The organism is Glutamicibacter halophytocola (genome assembly GCF_001302565.1).
Lineage (GTDB): Bacteria > Actinomycetota > Actinomycetes > Actinomycetales > Micrococcaceae > Glutamicibacter > Glutamicibacter halophytocola.
This window is the reverse complement of record NZ_CP012750.1, coordinates 2551214-2569758: the sequence shown is the minus strand read 5'-3', so window position 1 is coordinate 2569758 and position 18545 is coordinate 2551214. Positions and strand designations below refer to the sequence as shown.

Here is an 18545-nt window from a genome sequence, read left to right as displayed (position 1 = left end):
AGATTCTCAGCTGGCCTGAACTACTGGATTCTTCAGTTCCCCGATGCCCTGGATCTTGCAAATGACGTCATCGCCGGCGGCAATTGGCCGGGACTTGGCAGGGAAACCGGTCAAGACGAGATCGCCCGGTTGCAGGGTCATGAATCCGCTGAGGTAGACCAGGATCTCTTCAACGCCCCACCCGAGATTCTGAGTGGTCGAGGTTGCAAGAGCTTCGCCATTGTGCACGATGCCGACTTCCAGATCGCTGTCATCCAAGCCGGCAACAATCCACGGGCCCACCGGAGTGAAGGTATCAGGGCTCTTGGCGCTGATCCACAGCTCATCAGCCCTTTGGGCGTCACGGTCCGTTACGTCATTGCCGATGGTTACACCGAGAACAGCTTCACGGGCATTTTCCAGCGTGAGGTTCTTGGCGGGCCGGCCAATGACGATTGCCAACTCTGCTTCCGGATCAACGCGCGCACCGCTATCATCCAACTTTATGGCGTCCAAGGGGCCCACGACCGAGCTGGCGGCCTTGTGGAAGGCTTGTGGCGGCACGGCGCGGCCTGGTGCCCCGGTGTTGTGCGCCATCCCGAAAATGTTCGTTGGGTTGCAGGGGGATAGGAGATCAAACTGCTCTTCGGCTACCAGGTCATCGATGTGCCAGCCTGGCCGTGCAGGGCTATTCTGATTCGATCGCGAGCCAGTAAACGGTGAAGCGATGACTTTCCACATGCGGCCTTCCGCAGAATCGAAATCGGCAGCGTCATTGCGGACGAAAAATTGTTCGGCGTTTGCTGCTGGTTCACTGTCTTTGGGGCGAACGCGCGCGATTCGGTAAACGGCTTCAGGCATATTCGAATCCTACCTACTGAAGCAGTGTGATCCTGTGGTTGGCGATGTTTTGTTTACAGGGAGGAGCGCTTTGCGGTTCATGGCAACGAACTTGCGATTCTTGTTCAACGCCGTCTTCCACTGATGGGCCATGAGCCAGCGCGATGTAAGTCGGGTCACAAGAATCGCGCTATCAAACATCAAACGTCTAATGTTTAGGTGTGAGTGTTAATTCAACTGGACCATCGAACCAGCCAGCAGATCAAGAAGCCCTGAAACCCGCATGGAGGGCGAATCTCCTCGCGGTCGTGGCCGTCATCCTTGTCGGCCTGAATCTGCGCATGGGAATTGCGTCGGCATCGCCGCTGTTCCACGACCTGCAGGAGCTGATGGGGTATGGGACCTTTGTTGCCTCGCTGCTGCCGACCATCCCGGTGTTGTGCTTTGCGGTGGCTGGGGCAGCGACCAGCACGGTGCTCCGGCGGACAGGCCTTGAGCTCGGAATCGCTCTTTCCTTGTTGATGCTTGCGGCCGGATTGGCGCTGCGCATGGCTGATTCAACGTGGGCCCTGCTGGGAGGAACGGTAGTAGGCATGTGCGGGCTGGCTGTTTGCAATGTCGCCATGCCCTCGTTCATCCGCCAATATCACGGGAACCGCGCGGCTTCGATGACAGCGGCCTACACGACAACCATGTCCATTGGCGCAACCCTGGCCTCATCGATCAGCGTCCCGCTGGCCGCCAAGGCAGGTTCGCCGACAACAGCTTTGGCCCTGTGGGCAATTCCGGCCTTCATGGCACTGCTGGTCTTCATACCGCTGGCATTCTCGAGCAAGCGGGCCACCGTCTCACCGGGTGCTCACGTCTCTCCCTGGGCCCTGCTGGCTACGCGCAAGGGCCTGCTCTTCACCACGGTGTTCGGCATCCAGTCCTTGCTGGTCTACACGGTGGTCAGCTGGTTGCCCCACATCCTGATATCGAGGGGGCTGGAACCGGTCGCCGCGGGCTTGATGCTGGGAATCGTTCAGGGCGTCAGCATTCTTGCCGTCCTGGCGGTGCTCTGGATGGCTTCGAAGCCGGGGCTGCAACGCGCCGCTTTCGTATTGACTGCCAGTTGCTCAGTGCTGGGCTTCACTGCCTTGCTGTTCTTGCCGGTGGAATTGTCGTTGTTGACCTCGCTTCTGATCGGCCTTGGATTCGGCGTGTTCCCGCTGGTCATGCTCATGCTCAGCCGCAGCGGGGGCAGCGCAGAAGAAACCACGGCGCTATCCACCGTGGCGCAATCCGTTGGCTACCTGATTGCCGCTATCGGCCCCTTTGCACTGGGGATCATGCAAGGCGCCCTGGGGTCATGGACGACCGGTTTGGTGATCATCCTGGCCTGCGCAGTGGTGCAGCTGCTGTTCTGCTACAAGCTCGGGGGCCTTCGACAGGATCATGAATCACGGCACCTCGTTGAGGTGGATGCGGCATCCGAGAAGGGGCAGGCATGAGTGCTACGCCGATGCGGCGGCCCCTGGCCGATGAAGTAGCCGCCAAGCTGCAAGACGGGGTAGCCCAGGGGCGCTGGCCGGTTGGCGAGCGCATTCCTTCCGAGCCCGAGCTGATGGCGGAGTTCGGCATTTCGCGCGGCACCCTGCGCGAAGCCATCAAGGCCTTGGCGCGCACCGGCATGTTCGAAGTCCGCCGGGGCGACGGGACCTACGTTCGGGCCACCAATGAGATCAGCGGCACCGCGCAGCGGATCTACCGCGAGCACTCGGACCGGGACGTGCTGCAGGTTCGTTTTGCCCTCGACACCCAATCGGCGAGGCTCGCCGCCCACGCAGCCGATGCGCACGTCGTCCAGCTTTTGCGCGCGCTCTTGGCGCAACGCGATGAAGCGTGGAAGGCTCGGGATTTCCAGGCCTGGTCGCAGGCCGATTGGCAGTTCCATCTGGAAGTGGCGCGCGCCTCCGGCGTCCCGCTGATGCATGAGATCTACGAGGGCTTCGGCGATGTTTTCCACGGTGCCAAGATGGTCCAGCGGCTTGCCGATGGGTTCGATGGCTGCCTGCGCGAGGGGCATGAAACGCTGGTCGACGCCATCGAAGCCCGAGACCCTGAAGCCGCGGCCAGAACAGTGATCGAGAATCTTGACTACTGCATGAGCTGGATGCCGTAGCGGCCAAGGCAGCCATTGCTGTTCCGGCGCTGGCTGGGCAATTTCCCAGCGGACGCTTTCCTTTGTGGATTCATTCAGGAAAATGCCCTGTGAGCTTGGCGACATTTTGCTTTCCCGCAGCGCTCGCCGGGCGGGTTGACGGTGCGGTGCGACCCCCGGAAATCAGCGTAATAAATAGCCTGGCAATGCAATTTTCCATCGCCAGCTAGCTCAAAATAAGAAGTTGACAATATTCAACCTTTTTTAGATGGTTGAGTAATGTCAACTTCTGCACCGCCTTTAGAAACCGAGGCAAAACCTGCAGCCGCCATGAAGCCGGCGCAGGTAATGCTTTCCATCTCAGGCCTGATGGCCGCGATGTTCACCGTATTGGTGTCATCGACGGTGATCGCCACGCCAATGCCATTGATCGTTGCCGACCTCCACGGCACGAATACCCAGTACACCTGGGTGCTGGTTGCGGCTTTCCTTTCCATGACCGTCACCACCCCAATCTGGGGCAAGCTCTCCGATATCTTCAACCGCAAGGCGATGCTGCAAATCGCCTTGGTCATCTTCGTGGCCGGTACCGTAGCGGCTGGCTTCTCCAGCCAGATCGGCGGCGATACCCATGAGGGCGCAATGTCATGGCTGATCGGCTGGCGCCTGGTCCAGTCGGTTGGCACCGGTGGCCTGATGGCCCTGGTCCAGGTTGTGATCGCAGACATCATTTCGCCTCGCGAGCGTGGCAAGTACATGGGCATCATGGGTGCCGTGATGGCTGTTGGCCAGATTGGCGGCCCGCTGCTGGGTGGCGTTATTGCCGATAACTGGGGCTGGGAATGGTGCTTCTTCGTCTGCGTGCCTTTCGCCGTTGGCGCATTGATCCTCATCCAGGCCACCTTGCGCATCAAGCACGTGAAGGGCACCACGAAGATCGACTTCCTCGGCTCGGCACTGATCATTGCGGGCATCAGCCTGCTGCTGATTTGGATCAGCCTCGGCGGCAAGACCCCGGACTCCGGCGGATTTGCCTGGGACTCCTCGCAGAGCATCACCATGGCCGCCGCTGCCGGCGTGCTGATCATTGCCACCGTGCTCTGGGAACTGCACGTCAAGGAACCCATCATCCCGATCCGCCTTTTTGCCCAGCGCACTTTTGCGCTGGCATCCATCGCATCGGTCGCCGTGGGCGTCACCATGTTCGGCACCTCGGTCTTCCTGAGCCAGTACCTGCAGCTCGCCCGCGGGTTCACGCCCACTCACGCAGGCCTGCAGACCCTGCCAATGGTTCTTGGCTCCATGTTCGGTGCCATCATCGTCGGCCAGCTGATTTCGCGCACCGGCCGCTGGAAGAAGTATGTTGTCGGTGGCGGCGTGGTGCTCAGCGTTGGCCTGTACCTGATGTCGCGAATCGACTACGACACCCCGCTGTGGTTCGTTGACCTGGGCATGTTCCTGCTCGGTTTGGGCTCCGGCGTACTGATGCAGAACCTGGTGCTGGTCACGCAGAACTCGCTGCCGCCACGCATGATTGGTGCCGGCTCCGGTGCCATCGCCTTCTTCCGCAGCCTTGGCGGCACCATTGGCGTCTCCGTTCTGGGTTCCGTCTTGGGCACCCAGGTGGCTGACAAGATGAAGGACGGCCTGGCCAAGGCCGTCGAGGAAATCAACAAGGCAGCCGGTGCTCCGCAGCTCCTGGTTGATAATCCTGATTGTGCCGACAGCCTCAAGTCATTGGGCAGCGGTACCGTGCCCGCTGTGAATGACCTGTGCGAACCAGTGCGCGCCGTCGTGGAAAGCTCCTACGGCCAGTCCATCGCCTTCCTGTTCTTGCTGGTAGTCCCACTGGCGATCGTCACCTTGATCTGTGCCATCTTCCTCCCGAACAAGCCGCTGTCCAAGAAGTCAGCTTCGGAGCAGATCGAAGAGGAGCTGGGCGGAGAACTTTCCGCACTGGAGCCGGCTGAACGTGGCGGCCGCGGCTATGAGGAGCTCGTTGCCACCGGGGCCATCACTCTTCCATCAGAGGATGAACTGAGCGAGGCCCGTCGCCAGGTGCGCCAGGCTCGCCGGATGGATGAGCGCGATCTTGCCGAGCAGGTCATGCGCACCCGCAGTGTCCAGCCGGGTACTGGTGCCAACACCGATGCTCGCCAGCCAGGCACTGAGCCGACCATCTCCCAGCCGCTGGAGGCAGCGGAGATTGACGCCCATCACGAGTCCGCTCGCGTTGAATTCATGGTAGAAGAGCTCCAAACCACGCTGGAAAAGGCCCGTGCCGCCCATGCCCAGATAGAAGAGCAGGTCGGCGACGTCGTCCAGGCGTTGAAATCCTATGACCAGCGATTGAATGTTCTGGGGGAGCGCGTGGATGACACCGAGCGCGTTCAGCGAGAACTGCAGCTGCAGGCCCGCGCCGAGCGCCGTGCTGTCAGCAGGATGCAGGGGCGCCACGCTGCTGGGGCCGGCAACACCGAACCAGAAGCTGCTGACGAGCCTGTCGCGCCATCACCTGCAGTCGAGGAAGCATCAGGCGGTGCGACAGAGCCAAATCGGAATGAGCAGTCGTGAACGACGCCAACGGTGCGGCGCTAGATGACATCGAAGCGGCATTCGCCAGGCTGGCTCCCGCGGTCAAGGAGCGCATGGCTCACAACGCCAGGAAGTTCCATCCGGAGCTGCGTGGCGCCGGGTTCTCGGTGTTGCGGGCAGTGCTGCTGTGCGCACTGCGCCGTCCCGGAGAGGACCTGACGGTTTCCGATTTGGTTGCTGGCTGCCACATGGATAAGTCGGTGGTCTCACGCCAGCTCAAGGACCTGAAACAATGGGGCCTGATTCAGCTGGAGCGTTCGCAGCAAGATGCGCGGGTGTATTTGGTCAGCCCGACCAAGTTCGCGCTCGATCGATTCAAGGAGATCAAGCGGTCCACGCGTTCCGAGTACTGGAACATCTTTGCAGCGTGGGATCCGCGAGATGTCTCGGAACTCGCATCGCTCCTCTTGCGTTTCTCTGAGCAAGTGGAAGAACGCTTCCGCGACTAGGCGTTGACATAGCAGTAGCAAAGCCCACGGGCGGTTTCCGATCACTGATCGGGAACCGCCCGTGGGCTTTACTTCCTTCGGTGATCAAAAAATTTGATCAATGTCGGTGGGGGCAGTTCGTGAAAATCAATCGTTGGTGCCATTGCCAGCTTTGAATTGTTTACCTGAGTGTCGGTGTGCCGGGCTACACTCTCGACATGACTGAACCATCTGAATATGAACTCGCAGCCTGGCACGACCTCGAAAAATTCAAGGGTAGACCTCTGTCTCAAATGCTGAGAAACGTCGGAGAACAAGCTTCGACAAGCGCTGAGAAACTGGGTGACCGAGCTACACAGTTCTTAGAAAAGCGACCTTCTGCTCAAGCTGCTCTGGTCAAGGGCCAGGAAATAGTCGGTCGGGGTGCCATTGCCCTTACCAGTGGTGCCCGCAAGACTGTTGAGGCCATCCCCGAGGGCCTTACGGATTGGAGCGCTTCGGCGATGGGTTCAATGCGACGAACAGTAGGCAGAATTTCGCGCGTGGGACTTTCACCGCAGAAAGTGGTCTCCAAGCATAAGAAGCGCGGACACGAGGTTGCTTCGTTGCGAGATCTTCGTCGGCTGGATCTTCAGCAAATCGACGCTGTTCGGGGCCAAGGCGCCAGTTGGGGTTACCCAATTGCGGCCGCTCTTTCAGGCATGGGTGCAGGCCTCGTCATTTCGGGTGGCGAATTGGCCATTCCAGTTACCGGCGGTGTCGCCGCAGCGCCGTCCGGCGCCGCTGTGGCGGGCGCCATGATTGGAGACGCTGCAGGGGTCTTGGCGTTATCTTCACGTGCAGTCGGACATGTTTCCCTGCTCTACGGTTATGATCCGGAAGATCCCGCTGAAAAGGTATTCATCATGTCGGTCGTTAATGCCGGCACGGCCATGTCAGCAGGCGCGAAGACCGCAGCGTTGGCTGATATTTCGCGTCTGACGCAAGCGCTTGTGCGCGGTAAAGCTTGGACGATTTTAGACAAGTCGATCGTCACGCAACTCTCAAAACAGTTTGCGAAGAGATTTACGATCCGTCTCACCAAACAAGGCCTCGGGAAAGTGGTTCCACTTGCCGGTATCGCCATTGGCGGAGCCTTCAACTGGAGCACTCTTGAATCAATTGTAGACACCGCAGACGTTGCTTATCGACGACGATTCCTGTCGGATAAATACCCGCAATTCTCTCAAGATATGGCCTCAGGGACTCCGATTGATGAGCAGCCAGAGTATGGCATTGACACCGACGAAGTCATCAGCGTACTTGAGGAGCTAGCAGATGTGGGCGGTCCGGACCTTGGTTCATCAAGGTCCCCGAAGTATGACCAGTAGTTCAACCGTTAAACCTCCAACTTTTAACTCCTGTGCGAACCTAGCGAGTAATTACTTTATTGAATTTATTCGAACACATTGTAGATTTGGTATTAAGCAGAGAATCAACCAGATAATTAAGAGCGATTTTGGCGAAATATACCGTTAACCAACTGCCAGTGAGCACATTGCTGTCTCAGGTGCAAAGCGAACAAATTGCAATACCAGAGCTTCAACGACCGTTCGTTTGGGATAGCGTAAAAGTCCGCGATCTCATGGATTCCCTCTACCGCGGTTACCCTGTCGGGTATCTCATCACATGGCAGTCCGTCGGTGCTCATCTGAAAGGAGGCCACGTCGCAGCCCATCAACAAATCTTGATAGATGGTCAGCAACGTGTAACAGCAATTCAAGCAGCCATTGCCGGCTTGTCAGTCATGACAAAAAAGTACAGCCGGAAGCGCATTACGATTGCATTCAATCCGATGACGGAAGAATTTGCCACTTTAACTCCAGTTATTCGCAGGGACACTCAGTGGATTTCTGATATCAGCGAGATCTTCAAGAGTGCAGCCTCGTTCAAGTTCGTTGGAAATTATCTTCAGCAGAACCCGGACGTGGATCAGGATGTTGCGGCTGAGAATATTGACCATTTGGTTGAGATTAAGAACGCTCAAATTGGAGTTATTGCCCTTAGCGACGATCTAGACGTTGAAACCGTCTCCGAAATTTTCATTCGGATCAATTCCAAAGGAGTTCCGCTTTCCAGTGCTGATTTTGCAATGAGCAAGATCGCTACATATGGCGACCGTGGTCGCAACCTTCGAAAATTAATTGATTACTTCTGTCATCTGTCCGTTGCACCTCACGCATATGAAGATATTGCTGAGAACGACACTGAGTTTGCTCAATCTGGATTCCTGTCGAGAATCAGTTGGCTCAAAGAAGACGCGGAAGAACTGTATGATCCGAGTTACAACGACATCGTCCGCGTAGCCGGTCTAGTTGGCTTCAATCGAGGTAAGGCATCGTCCATCGTTAGCGAACTTTCTGGACGGGATCCCGAAAGTCGTAAAGTTGATGAATCGCGCATTCCGGAAGCTTACGACAAACTCGAAGCTGCGCTGATTGAAATTACATCGAAGTACCAGTTTGAGAATTTCGTGATGCTGATTAAGTCGGCAGGTTTCATTTCCTCGAAACTCATTAATTCCAAGAACGCGCTCAACTTTGCATACGCCTTGTACTTGAAATTGCGTCAGGACAAGACGATGAGCGAAGGCGAGCGAAAGAGAATCACGCGCCGATGGTTCGTAATGTCTGCCCTGACCGGTCGTCACTCCGGTAGCTTTGAATCTACTTGGGAACAAGATATGCGTCGCATCACTCAGCATGGTGCAGCCGAGTATCTTGAACAGATTGAGAAGTCAGAGTTGAGCGAAGGCTTTTGGGCTGTAACTCTTCCTCAGAACTTGGAGACGACAAGTACAAACAGTCCTTATTTCCAAACGTACATCGCTTCACAGGTCGCTGGAGGAGCGAGAGGTTTTCTCTCCAAACACATCTCTGTAGCTACGATGCAAGAACACTCAGGAGATATCCACCATATTGTTCCAAAAAACTACTTGATCAATTCTGGCCTGAAAGATCGTTCAGAATACAACCAAGTAGCTAACTACGCGTTGACGGAAACTGCAATTAATATCGCGATAAACGATGCGTCGCCTTCTGCCTACCTGGCACGGATTCGAGAACAGATTGAAACGAAAGATTTGGGCCTAGGTGAGATTGCGGACGATTCGGACTTCAGGAAGAATTTGAGAGAAAACGCGTTGCCAGATCGTTTGGCAGAGGTAGACTCGTCTACTTATTTTGAATTCCTCAACGAACGCCGCGCGCTCATGGCCGCTGCGATCAAGGTATATTATGAGACTCTCTAATTGTGCATAGTTAGAACTGATCGGGCGCAACAAGGACGCCATGGCGCTTCAAATGATTAGGTGCCATGGTGTCTAAAAATTCTAAAATACGGATTGAATCTGTGATTAGACAGCCTTCATCCGCGCCACGTTATCGCGCACGACGGCATGGAAGTCCCCGCCAGACGAAGCGAAGACTTTGCGCTGGCGCTGGTACTCGGCGCCGGATTCAATCAGGGTGATGATGCCCTGCAGCTCCTTGGAGCAGCCCAGCTGCTCAGCAACCGGAGCGAGGCGCTTGACCTCGGCGCGCAGGTGATCGGTCACGAGCATTTCATCGCCCTGGGCGTTCAGGATGATGATGGCGTCCAAGCCATAGCGGGCCGCGCGCCACTTGTTCTCCACGCGGAACCACGCTGGCATGATCGGGATCTTGTAGCCGGCTTCAATCGACATCGACATGTCGTGGACCAGGCACTGGGTCAACGCGGTAATCGCGGCGATGTCTTCCAGCGAGCTCAAGCCATCACAGATGCGCATTTCAACGGTTCCAAAACGTGGCACAGGGCGAACGTCCCAGCGGATTTCCGAGACATCGTCAATCACGCCAGTATGCAGCATGTCTGCGATGTGTGATTCGTATTCAGACCATGAATTGAAGTGGAAAGGGATGCCGGCCGCAGGCAGCTGCTGGAACATCAGGGAACGCTGCGAAGCGTAACCAGTATCTTCGCCACCCCAGTACGGGCTGGAAGCGCTGAGCGCCTGGAAGTGCGGCTGGTAGTTGATCAGGCCATCGGTGATGGGCAGGGCCTTGTCGCGGCTGTCCAAGCCAACGTGAACGTGTACGCCATAGATCACCATCTGGCGCCCCCACCACTGGGTTCGGTCGATGAGCTTGGCATAGCGGTCCTTGTCGGTAACCGGCTGCAAGGTCGGCGCCGCAAAGGGGTGGGATCCAGCGGAGTAGAGGTCCACTCCATGATCACCGGCAACGTCATTGAGCATGCGCACGTTGGTGCGCAGTTCTTCGGTGGCACCGGCGACGGTGTTGTGCACTCCGGTGACTACCTCAACGGTATTCATCAGGAGTTCAGGCTTGACCGTTGGATGCTCATCCTCGTGGCCCAGCCCTGCATCTTCCTTAAGCTGATCAAGTACTTTTTCGGCTACCGAGCACAAGTCCGCATCTTCGCGATTGACCAAGGCGATTTCCCATTCAACACCGATGGTGGATTGGGCAGATTGGGCGAACTCGATTTTTTGCACGGCGCTCCTAGTGATGACGTCTCGGACGGATTGCTCCGGAGCCGGGAAACAGGACTGGAAATTCACCGAAAATCGATGTTCCTCCATACCTATTCTATGTAGTGCAACTCATCGGGCGGGATACCCAGCCGATGGGAGGTGCATCACCCTAGATTAGTGAGGCGAGACCTCGAATGCCACACGTTTCTCTCCGATGCGTGCCAGCATCAATGTTGCCCGGCTCTTTGCTCCCTTGGGTGCGCCGGCCAGGAGGATCTTGCGAAGTTCCTCTGGAGTTGCGTCAACGCCGCGCTTCTTGATGTCCAGGGTGCCAATTCCATTGGCCTTGACCCAGCTGCGAAGCTTCTTCACGTTGTAGTCGTGGACTGCCAGCACCTTGTAGCCCCGCGCGAAAGGCGTCGCGATTTGTTCCTCGTGGGTGAAGTAGGCAATGTGCTCATCGAGCAGATGGCCGCCGGTGCTTTCCAAGAGCTTGGAGATCAGGTGCGAGCGGATGACTGCACCGTCGGGTTCGTAGATGTGCGCTGCCAGCTCGCCCACTTCGGCTGCCGGATCATCCTTGGCAGCGACGTCGCTGGTGAGTTCATGCGCACCATCCTTGTCGATCACCAGCGCAGCGCGCGCAACATTTTCGCGCTTGAGCTTGCCGAACCACAGGCAGGCTTCGATGACCGACCCGTGGTCTGAAATCCACACGGACTCCGCATTAGCGGGAATGGCTTCATGTGGCAGGCCAGGGCCCAGCTTGACGCCGACGTCGAGACCAGAGTCCACGAGCTTCTCAACGAATGACAGGGGAGGGGAAAAGGCTTCTGGGTCAAAGAGCCGGCGGGTGCTGCCAGCAACATCGGTGCGCCGTGCTGGATCCAGCCAGACGCCGTCGATTCCGGCGAGGTCGGTTTCTTCGGCACCGCCGTGAATCACAGTGGCATTCTCAAAGGGCATCAGGTTCAAGGTGGTGGCTGCAGCCGTAGTTTCATCTTTCTCCACCGCGGTCACCTGCAATCCAGCGCTGGCCAGCGCGATGGAGTCGGTGCCGATTCCGCAACCGAGGTCTGCCACGTGAGTGGCCCCGGCCTTGGTGAAGCGCTGCGCGTGCAAGCCTGCAATGGTTAAGCGTGTTGCCTGTTCCAGGCCTGCCGGCGTAAAGATCAGGGAATCGGCGAAGGGCCCGAATTTCACTCGTGCTTTGAAGCGAAGCTCTGATTGAGCAATGACGGCGCGGACCACCTGGGGGTCGTGGCCTTCTTTGCGCAGTTTTTCGTTCAGCGTCCACGCGGCATCCTTGGAAGCAACCATGGATGGATCAATGGTGGAGAGCAATTGCCATCCGTCCGCGGAAAGCAGAGCGGCGAACTGATCGTTGAGCGTTGAGTCGTTAGAAGCCTGGGCCATAGTTCAAGCCTAGCGTTGATGCTTTGACTCTTCGTTCGCGGGACTCGTTGCGGCCGATTGGCTGTTGTGAGCTATGTGACATAACGGCGTCATATTCGGATTCTTTTGATCGTCTCGAAGTTCAGGCAGGGCGGTTCAAGACGAAGCATCGGCTCGTTCCGAGCGTGGATCCGGGTACGGAGATTATGAAGCGGACTTTTCCCTTGGGTAAGCGATGCTATTTCATGGAGCGTCATTTGTTTAGGAAGCGTAATCCTTTGTGGAAACCTTCAAGAGCTTCTGGCAGGTAGCGCTTTGGCTGATTTACAGTCTGCCGTTCAGTTTGGCGTGATGGACGGGTGTATCGCCGGCCCTGCTTGGCGAAGCTGAAATGCGCACGGAAAAACTGAAGTGACTCAGGTCGCATTCGCGCTCGCTTTGGTGTTCCATGGCACCTGTGAAGAAATCTATGCAGCGAACGACGATGGCGTCGAGCAATCAATCGCCCGTAGGCGCCAAGGCAATGAGCGACCCTGCGCCGCTGGCCCAGAATCAACTCAAGCGAGGCATGAGCAGCCGCCACCTGCAGATGATTGCCATCGGCGGGTCTATCGGTACCGGCTTGTTCGTCGCCTCGGGCGGAACCATCGCACAGTCCGGGCCGGGCGGCGCCTTGGTGGCCTATGCGGCAGTGGGCCTCATGGTCTATCTGCTGATGCAGTCGCTGGGGGAGATGACCGCCAAGATCCCCGTGGCTGGTTCATTCCAGACCTTCGCCACCCGCTTCGTCTCGCCGTCCTTCGGCTTCGCCATCGGCTGGAACTACTGGTTCAACTGGGCCATCACCGTTGCGGCCGAGCTCGTAGCGGCAGGCATCGTCATGAGCTTCTGGTTGCCCGATGTCCCCGGATGGGTCTGGGCTGGGCTCTTCCTGGCAGCATTGACTGCACTGAACGCGCTATCGGCCAAGGCCTTTGGCGAAGGCGAATTCTGGCTGGCATTGATCAAGGTAGTTACCGTGATCGCCTTCCTGGCTGCCGGCGTTCTGATGATCTTTGGCGTTCTTGGATCACAGGCTGATCCATTGGCCAACTGGAAGGAAGGCAAAGACGTTTTCCATGGCGGCTGGCTTTCGATCATCTCGGTCTTCATGATTGCCGGGTTCTCCTTCCAGGGCACGGAACTGGTGGGTGTGGCCGCCGGCGAAGCCAAGGATCCGCGGCGCGAAGTGCCCAAGGCCATCCGCCGGGTCTTCTGGCGCATCATGCTGTTCTACATTGGCGCCATCTTCATCATCGGCTGCCTGATCCCATTCGCTGATCCGAGCCTGCTGGCCAGCGGCGAAGCCGACGTTGCCTCCTCGCCATTTACCCTGGTCTTCGAGCGCGCCGGCATTGCCTTCGCGGCAGCTGCCATGAACGCTGTCATCCTCACTGCCATCCTCTCCGCCGGCAACTCGGGCCTCTACGCCTCAACCCGCATGCTCTACTCCATGGCCCATGATGGCAAAGCGCCAAAGGTCTTCGGGAAGACCAATTCCCGGGGTGTGCCGATCATGGCCATGCTGGCCACGGCCGCGGTGGGACTGTTCGGCTTCCTGACCGCATTGGTGGGCCAGGGCGCTGCCTACACCTGGCTGCTGAATGTTTCTGGCCTGTGCGGATTCATTGTCTGGGTGGGTATTGCCATCTCGCACTATCGCTTCCGCCGCGGCTATCTGGCCCAGGGGTACAGCGTCAAGGACCTGCCCTACCGTGCACCGTTCTTCCCGCTAGGTCCCATCGTGGCGTTCTTGATGCTCATTGCAGTGATTGTCGGCCAAAACTACCAGGCAGTCCTGGCCGGGCACGGGCTGGAAGTGCTTTCCTCCTACATCGGCTTGCCGCTGTTCCTGAGCCTGTGGCTGGGACATCGCATGATGACCAAGTCCAAGATGGTCAAGCTCTCCGATATGGACCTCACCGCTCCAGAGGACATTGAAGAGTCGGCCGCTGTGCGCTCTGCGCGAACCGGTGTGACGAACTAAGGGGCTTGATTAGCACTCACCTTGACCGAGTGCTAAATCTCGTCCTAAAGTCAGTGGTGGAAGTTCTGCATGCATTGTGCTTGCAGAACCACCGCCTGACTGGATACCACCAACTGGCACCGCGACGACGGTTGGTCCAATGCCATAGGGCGCACCCCTACCACCATTGGTTCATACACGAAAAGGAGAGACCATGTCTGTCTCCATCAAGCCGCTCGAAGACCGCATTGTCATCAAGCAGGTCGAAGCCGTAACTACCACCGCTTCGGGCCTTGTTATCCCAGACTCCGCCAAGGAAAAGCCACAAGAAGGCACCGTTGTTGCAGTAGGCCCAGGCCGCATCGACGACAAGGGCAACCGCGTTCCTGTAGACGTTGCTGAAGGCGACGTAGTCCTGTACTCGAAGTACGGCGGAACCGAGGTCAAGGTCGGCAACGAAGAGTACCTGGTGCTCTCGGCTCGCGACGTACTGGCAGTCGTCGTAAAGTAACGCCAACCTCTCTAAAGTTTCAGGAGAAAATGCATGGCTAAGCAGCTAGCATTCAACGAGGAAGCGCGACGCGCACTCGAAGCGGGAATCGATAAGCTCGCAAACACGGTGAAGGTCACCCTCGGCCCACGAGGCCGTAACGTGGTGCTTGCCAAGACCTGGGGCGCCCCGACCATCACCAACGATGGTGTCACGATTGCTCGTGATATCGATCTTGAAGATCCATACGAGAACCTTGGCGCGCAGCTGGCCAAGGAAGTAGCCACCAAGACCAATGACGTAGCAGGCGACGGCACCACCACCGCCACCGTGCTCGCCCAAGCCCTGGTCAAGGAAGGCCTGAAGAACGTCGCCGCCGGTGCAGCACCAGGCGATGTTCGCAAGGGCATCGAGCTGGCTACCGAGGTTGTTTCCGAGGCACTGGCAGCTAACGCTGTTGCCGTGGCCGACAAGGTTGCCAACGTTGCAGCGATCTCCGCCCAGTCGGATGAAATCGGCGAACTGCTGGCCGAGGCTTTCAAGACTGTTGGCACCGACGGTGTCATCACCATCGAGGAATCCTCCACCACCGCTACCGAATTGGTAGTGACCGAGGGCATGCAGTTCGACAAGGGCTACCTCTCGCCGCAGTTCATCACCGACCAGGAGCGCCAGGAAGTTGTCCTGGAAGACGCCCTGATCCTGATCAACCCTTCCAAGATCTCCACAGTGGCAGAATTCCTGCCACTGCTGGAAAAGGTTCTTGAAGCCAAGAAGCCACTGCTGATCATTGCCGAGGATGTTGAGGGCGAAGCCCTGTCCACCCTGGTGGTCAACAAGCTGCGTGGCCTGCTGAACGTGGTTGCCGTCAAGGCTCCAGGCTTCGGCGACCGCCGCAAGGCCATGATGCAGGATCTGGCCATCCTCACCGGTGCCCAGGTTGTCTCCCCGGAGCTGGGCTTGTCCCTGGACCAGGTAGGCACCGAAGTTCTTGGCTCGGCACGCCGCGTCACCATCACCAAGGATTCCACCACCATCGTTGATGGCTCGGGAACCGAGGAAGATGTTGCTGAACGCGTAGCCCAGCTGAAGGCTGAGCTGAACCGCACCGATTCGGAGTGGGACCGCGAGAAGCTCTCCGAGCGCCTGGCCAAGCTGGCTGGCGGCATCGGCGTGATCAAGGTGGGTGCTTCCACCGAGGTCGAGCTGAAGGAGCGCAAGCACCGTATCGAGGACGCAGTGTCCTCCACCCGTGCCGCTCTGGAAGAGGGCATCGTTGCCGGTGGCGGTACTGCACTGGTTGACGCGCTGACCTCGCTGGATTCCGACGCCCGCGTCACCGGCTTGGAAGGCGACGTCGCCGCAGGTGTGGCCATTGTGCGCCGCGCGCTGGTGCAGCCGCTGTTCTGGATCGCTACCAACGCCGGCTTCGACGGTGCAGTAGTTGTGTCCAAGGTGGCAGAGTCCCCAGCAAACGAGGGCTTCAACGCCAAGTCCGGTGTCTACGAGAACCTGCTGCATGCAGGTGTCATCGACCCGGTCAAGGTGACCCGTTCGGCGCTGCGCAACGCGGCATCGATTGCAGCCCTGGTGCTGACCACCGAAACCCTGGTTGCCGAAAAGGCTGCTGAGGAAGCGGAAGAAGCGCACAGCCACTAATCAGCTGTGACGGCTTTGAAGCCGCCGCCGGACCACGTTCACTCGTGGACCGGCGGCGGCTTTCTTTTTATCCCAATCCCGCTGGCAGGTGAGCCGTAGATGAATTCGCGGCCATTGGCACGTGACGAGTATCAACGCGCCAAAAAAGTTTGCACCGGTTCGCCACGGCAAGCCATTAATCCCGCGCACGTCATCGCCCTACAGTCTTTGCATTTAATGCCTTGAGGGGGACCAGGGGAGTGCACTTCTGCAGGTGGCCCACAGGGTCGATTGATAATATGGATGGTTGTCTGACGTGTCAAGATCCATGCTGCCGATGACGTGCCCGAGTTCCCGACGGAAGCCTAGCCTGTGACTCACATCCTCAATCAGCCCCGGAACAGTACCAAAAATGCCAGTTTCCGGGTCGACTTGCAGGGCCTTCGCGCCCTCGCAGTGCTGCTGGTGATGTGCTATCACATCTGGTTCTCCAAGGTTTCCGGTGGAGTGGACATCTTCCTGATGCTCTCCGCGTTCTTCCTCACCTCGTCCACCGCACGCAGGATATCCCGCGGTGAACGCCCGCAATTGATCACCGGCTGGCTGCACCGCTTCTCCCGGCTCATCCCGCAAGCTGCGGTAGTCATTGTCAGCGTGGTGGTTGCCGCCTGGATCATTTTGCCCAGCACTCGCTGGCTGGAACTCATTGACCAGTCCAGGGCTTCGCTGTTCTATCAACAGAATTGGTATCTGGCCAACCACCAGGTCGACTACTACGCCTTCAACACTTCCTCGGCCTCGCCACTGCAGCATTTCTGGTCGCTGTCGGTGCAGGGGCAGATCTTCATTCTCTGGCCGGTGGTCCTGGCATTCAGCGCTTTGATCTGGAAGCTGTTCTTCTCCCGCATCAACTTCGCGTGGGTAGCAGGAGCGTTCTTCAGCGCCATCTTCATTGGCTCGCTGGCCTTCTCCATCAACATCACTGCCAATAACCAGCAGGTCGCCTATTTCCACACCGGTGCCCGGCTGTGGGAATTCGCTCTGGGATCCCTGCTGGCCTTGGCCCTGCCATGGCTTTCAACTCTCCCGGAGAAGATCCGCCGCATCGCAGGCTGGGCCGGAATGATCACCATCGTGGCCAGCGGTGCCGTGCTGGATGTCCAAGGCCAATTCCCTGGCTTCATGGCACTGATTCCCACCATGGCCGCCGCGCTGATCATTGCGGCTCCGGCAACACGTGCCTGGGCCAACCCATCGGGTGTTCTGTCGCTGAAGCCCCTGGTGAAGCTCGGGGACCTGTCCTACGGGATGTACCTGTGGCATTGGCCGATGCTGGTCTTCTACCTTGAGGTCTCCGGCAACCAGAAGGCATCGTTCCTGGCGGGAACCCTGCTGATCGCCGCGTCCATCGCCGCCTCGTGGTGCACCACAAGGTTCGTCGAAAAGCCGGTCATCGCCTGGCAGAACAACCTCGCATTCCCGCAGTGGATGCCCAGCACCGGGCTTAAGGCCATCAGCCAAATCGCAGTCGTGGCCATCGGCCTGGGCATCGCCAGCCTGTCGGTCACCGCATGGGAAAACAACGTGGAGCACCGCCGGGCGCTGGCCGCGTCGCAGACCGCCACCGATAACCCGGGGGCGACTGCCCCTGAGGACTGGGACCCGGCACCGGCGGCCCTGACCCTGCCGCTGGCTACCGAGCTGGCCGACGAATGGCAGACCCCGGGCAACCCCTGTGCAGGGTCCAACAACCCCGATGATGAACGGATCATGTTCTGCGAGCAGGGCGGCCACTTCGATGGTTCCCCGGATCTGGTCATGCTCGGCGACTCGCATATGCAGCACTGGTCCGCGGCCGCGGCTGCCGCCATGGAGGAATCCGGCGGAAGCTGGATCCTGGTCTTCCACCCGGGCTGCCGCTACGGCTCCGACGCCGACCGCGATGAAGCCGAATGCGCCAACTTCCAGGACGCCGCCGAGGAGTACGTCGCTGATCTTGCGCCGAAGATGGTGCTCACTACCGCCAGCAAAACCGTAGCCGCCCCGGATGAGTACCTGCGCAGCCCTGGGGAGCAGGAAACCATCGTGGATCACTATGCCGAAGCCATCCAGCCTTTCCTGGATGCCGGCAGCCAGGTGATCGCGATGCGCGATACCCCGCGCTACGCCTACTCCATTCCCGAATGCGTGGATTCGAATCCAAGCCATCTTGAAGCCTGCGACGGCTCCGCCCACGAAGCATTGGCGCAGATAAACCCGGTCCAGGAATTCCTGGCCCAGCACGACTACGGCCAGCAAGTGGTGTCATTGGACATGACAGGCTTGCTCTGCCCCGAGGGGGTCTGCAAAGCTGTGATCGGCAATGTATCGACGTACTTGGATGATTCGCACCTGTCCAAGACGTTTGTGCTCAGTGCCAAGCGCCAGTTTGCCGAGGCCTTCAAGAAGGCTACCGGCTGGCAATAAGTCCTGTCGGAGACCTGGTGGGGCATGAGCTTGGACACAGTGCCCCGCAA

General features: G+C 58.4%; 13 protein-coding genes. 10 read left to right on the top strand and 3 right to left on the bottom strand.

Annotated elements, in window-relative coordinates; genetic code table 11:
* Positions 1–6: 6 nt before the first annotated feature.
* Complete coding sequence (locus AOZ07_RS11795) at positions 7–840, bottom strand: fumarylacetoacetate hydrolase family protein (protein WP_060702176.1); 834 nt, start codon at positions 838–840, stop codon at positions 7–9.
* Positions 841–1040: 200 nt separating this feature from the next.
* Between AOZ07_RS11795 and AOZ07_RS11790 the strand changes: the two genes are divergently transcribed.
* The 6 genes from AOZ07_RS11790 to AOZ07_RS11765 all read left to right on the top strand — a co-directional run bounded on the left by AOZ07_RS11790 (position 1041) and on the right by AOZ07_RS11765 (position 9274).
* Positions 1041–2312 (top strand): MFS transporter, encoded by a 1272-nt coding sequence (locus tag AOZ07_RS11790; protein WP_236995179.1) that lies wholly within the window; start codon positions 1041–1043, stop codon positions 2310–2312.
* Positions 2309–2983, top strand: coding sequence for a FadR/GntR family transcriptional regulator (locus AOZ07_RS11785; RefSeq protein ID WP_060702175.1), 675 nt, complete (start codon positions 2309–2311; stop codon positions 2981–2983). Before AOZ07_RS11790 ends, AOZ07_RS11785 begins: the two co-directional genes overlap by 4 nt.
* 258 nt (positions 2984–3241) lie before the next feature.
* Complete coding sequence (locus tag AOZ07_RS11780) at positions 3242–5536, top strand: MDR family MFS transporter (RefSeq protein ID WP_084793238.1); 2295 nt, start codon at positions 3242–3244, stop codon at positions 5534–5536.
* Entirely contained in the window at positions 5533–6006 is a 474-nt protein-coding gene (locus AOZ07_RS11775) for a MarR family winged helix-turn-helix transcriptional regulator (protein ID WP_060702173.1), read from the top strand. The genes AOZ07_RS11780 and AOZ07_RS11775 overlap by 4 nt, the downstream gene beginning before the upstream one ends.
* A gap of 197 nt (positions 6007–6203) precedes the next feature.
* Positions 6204–7355, top strand: a complete 1152-nt coding sequence (locus AOZ07_RS11770) for an EcsC family protein (protein ID WP_060703434.1) — start codon at positions 6204–6206, stop codon at positions 7353–7355.
* Between the two features lie 158 nt (positions 7356–7513).
* The gene (locus tag AOZ07_RS11765; protein WP_236995178.1) at positions 7514–9274 is read left to right on the top strand and encodes a GmrSD restriction endonuclease domain-containing protein; all 1761 of its coding nucleotides are present in this window, start codon (positions 7514–7516) and stop codon (positions 9272–9274) included.
* A 105-nt stretch (positions 9275–9379) separates the two neighbouring features.
* On the opposite strand, the gene AOZ07_RS11760 is transcribed toward AOZ07_RS11765, so the two are convergent.
* Both AOZ07_RS11760 and AOZ07_RS11755 read right to left on the bottom strand, forming a co-directional pair.
* On the bottom strand, positions 9380–10522 hold the full coding sequence (locus tag AOZ07_RS11760) for a glutamate--cysteine ligase (protein ID WP_060702171.1): 1143 nt from the start codon (positions 10520–10522) through the stop codon (positions 9380–9382).
* A gap of 153 nt (positions 10523–10675) precedes the next feature.
* On the bottom strand, positions 10676–11917 hold the full coding sequence (locus AOZ07_RS11755) for a THUMP-like domain-containing protein (RefSeq protein WP_060702170.1): 1242 nt from the start codon (positions 11915–11917) through the stop codon (positions 10676–10678).
* A gap of 502 nt (positions 11918–12419) precedes the next feature.
* Here AOZ07_RS11755 and AOZ07_RS11750 point away from each other — a divergent pair.
* The 4 genes from AOZ07_RS11750 to AOZ07_RS11735 all read left to right on the top strand — a co-directional run bounded on the left by AOZ07_RS11750 (position 12420) and on the right by AOZ07_RS11735 (position 18495).
* A complete protein-coding gene (locus tag AOZ07_RS11750; protein WP_060702169.1) occupies positions 12420–13922 on the top strand; it encodes an amino acid permease in 1503 nt (500 codons plus the stop codon).
* Between the two features lie 193 nt (positions 13923–14115).
* Positions 14116–14412, top strand: coding sequence for a co-chaperone GroES (gene groES / locus AOZ07_RS11745; RefSeq protein ID WP_022874060.1), 297 nt, complete (start codon positions 14116–14118; stop codon positions 14410–14412).
* 33 nt (positions 14413–14445) lie between these two features.
* Positions 14446–16050 carry a chaperonin GroEL gene (gene groL, locus AOZ07_RS11740; protein WP_060702168.1) on the top strand — a complete coding sequence of 535 codons (1605 nt, stop codon included), beginning with the start codon at positions 14446–14448 and terminating at the stop codon, positions 16048–16050.
* Between the two features lie 351 nt (positions 16051–16401).
* On the top strand, positions 16402–18495 hold the full coding sequence (locus tag AOZ07_RS11735; RefSeq protein WP_060702167.1) for an acyltransferase family protein: 2094 nt from the start codon (positions 16402–16404) through the stop codon (positions 18493–18495).
* Positions 18496–18545: the final 50 nt, after the last annotated feature.

Excerpts from the sequence above, each read along its gene's own strand:
- AOZ07_RS11795 (WP_060702176.1), bottom strand. The coding sequence starts at position 840 with ATGCCTGAAGCCGTTTACCGAATCGCGCGCGTTCGCCCCAAAGACAGT.
- AOZ07_RS11785 (WP_060702175.1), top strand. The coding sequence starts at position 2,309 with ATGAGTGCTACGCCGATGCGGCGGCCCCTGGCCGATGAAGTAGCCGCC.
- AOZ07_RS11780 (WP_084793238.1), top strand. The coding sequence starts at position 3,242 with ATGTCAACTTCTGCACCGCCTTTAGAAACCGAGGCAAAACCTGCAGCC.
- AOZ07_RS11770 (WP_060703434.1), top strand. The coding sequence starts at position 6,204 with ATGACTGAACCATCTGAATATGAACTCGCAGCCTGGCACGACCTCGAA.
- AOZ07_RS11755 (WP_060702170.1), bottom strand. The coding sequence starts at position 11,917 with ATGGCCCAGGCTTCTAACGACTCAACGCTCAACGATCAGTTCGCCGCT.
- AOZ07_RS11750 (WP_060702169.1), top strand. The coding sequence starts at position 12,420 with ATGAGCGACCCTGCGCCGCTGGCCCAGAATCAACTCAAGCGAGGCATG.
- groES (WP_022874060.1), top strand. The coding sequence starts at position 14,116 with ATGTCTGTCTCCATCAAGCCGCTCGAAGACCGCATTGTCATCAAGCAG.
- groL (WP_060702168.1), top strand. The coding sequence starts at position 14,446 with ATGGCTAAGCAGCTAGCATTCAACGAGGAAGCGCGACGCGCACTCGAA.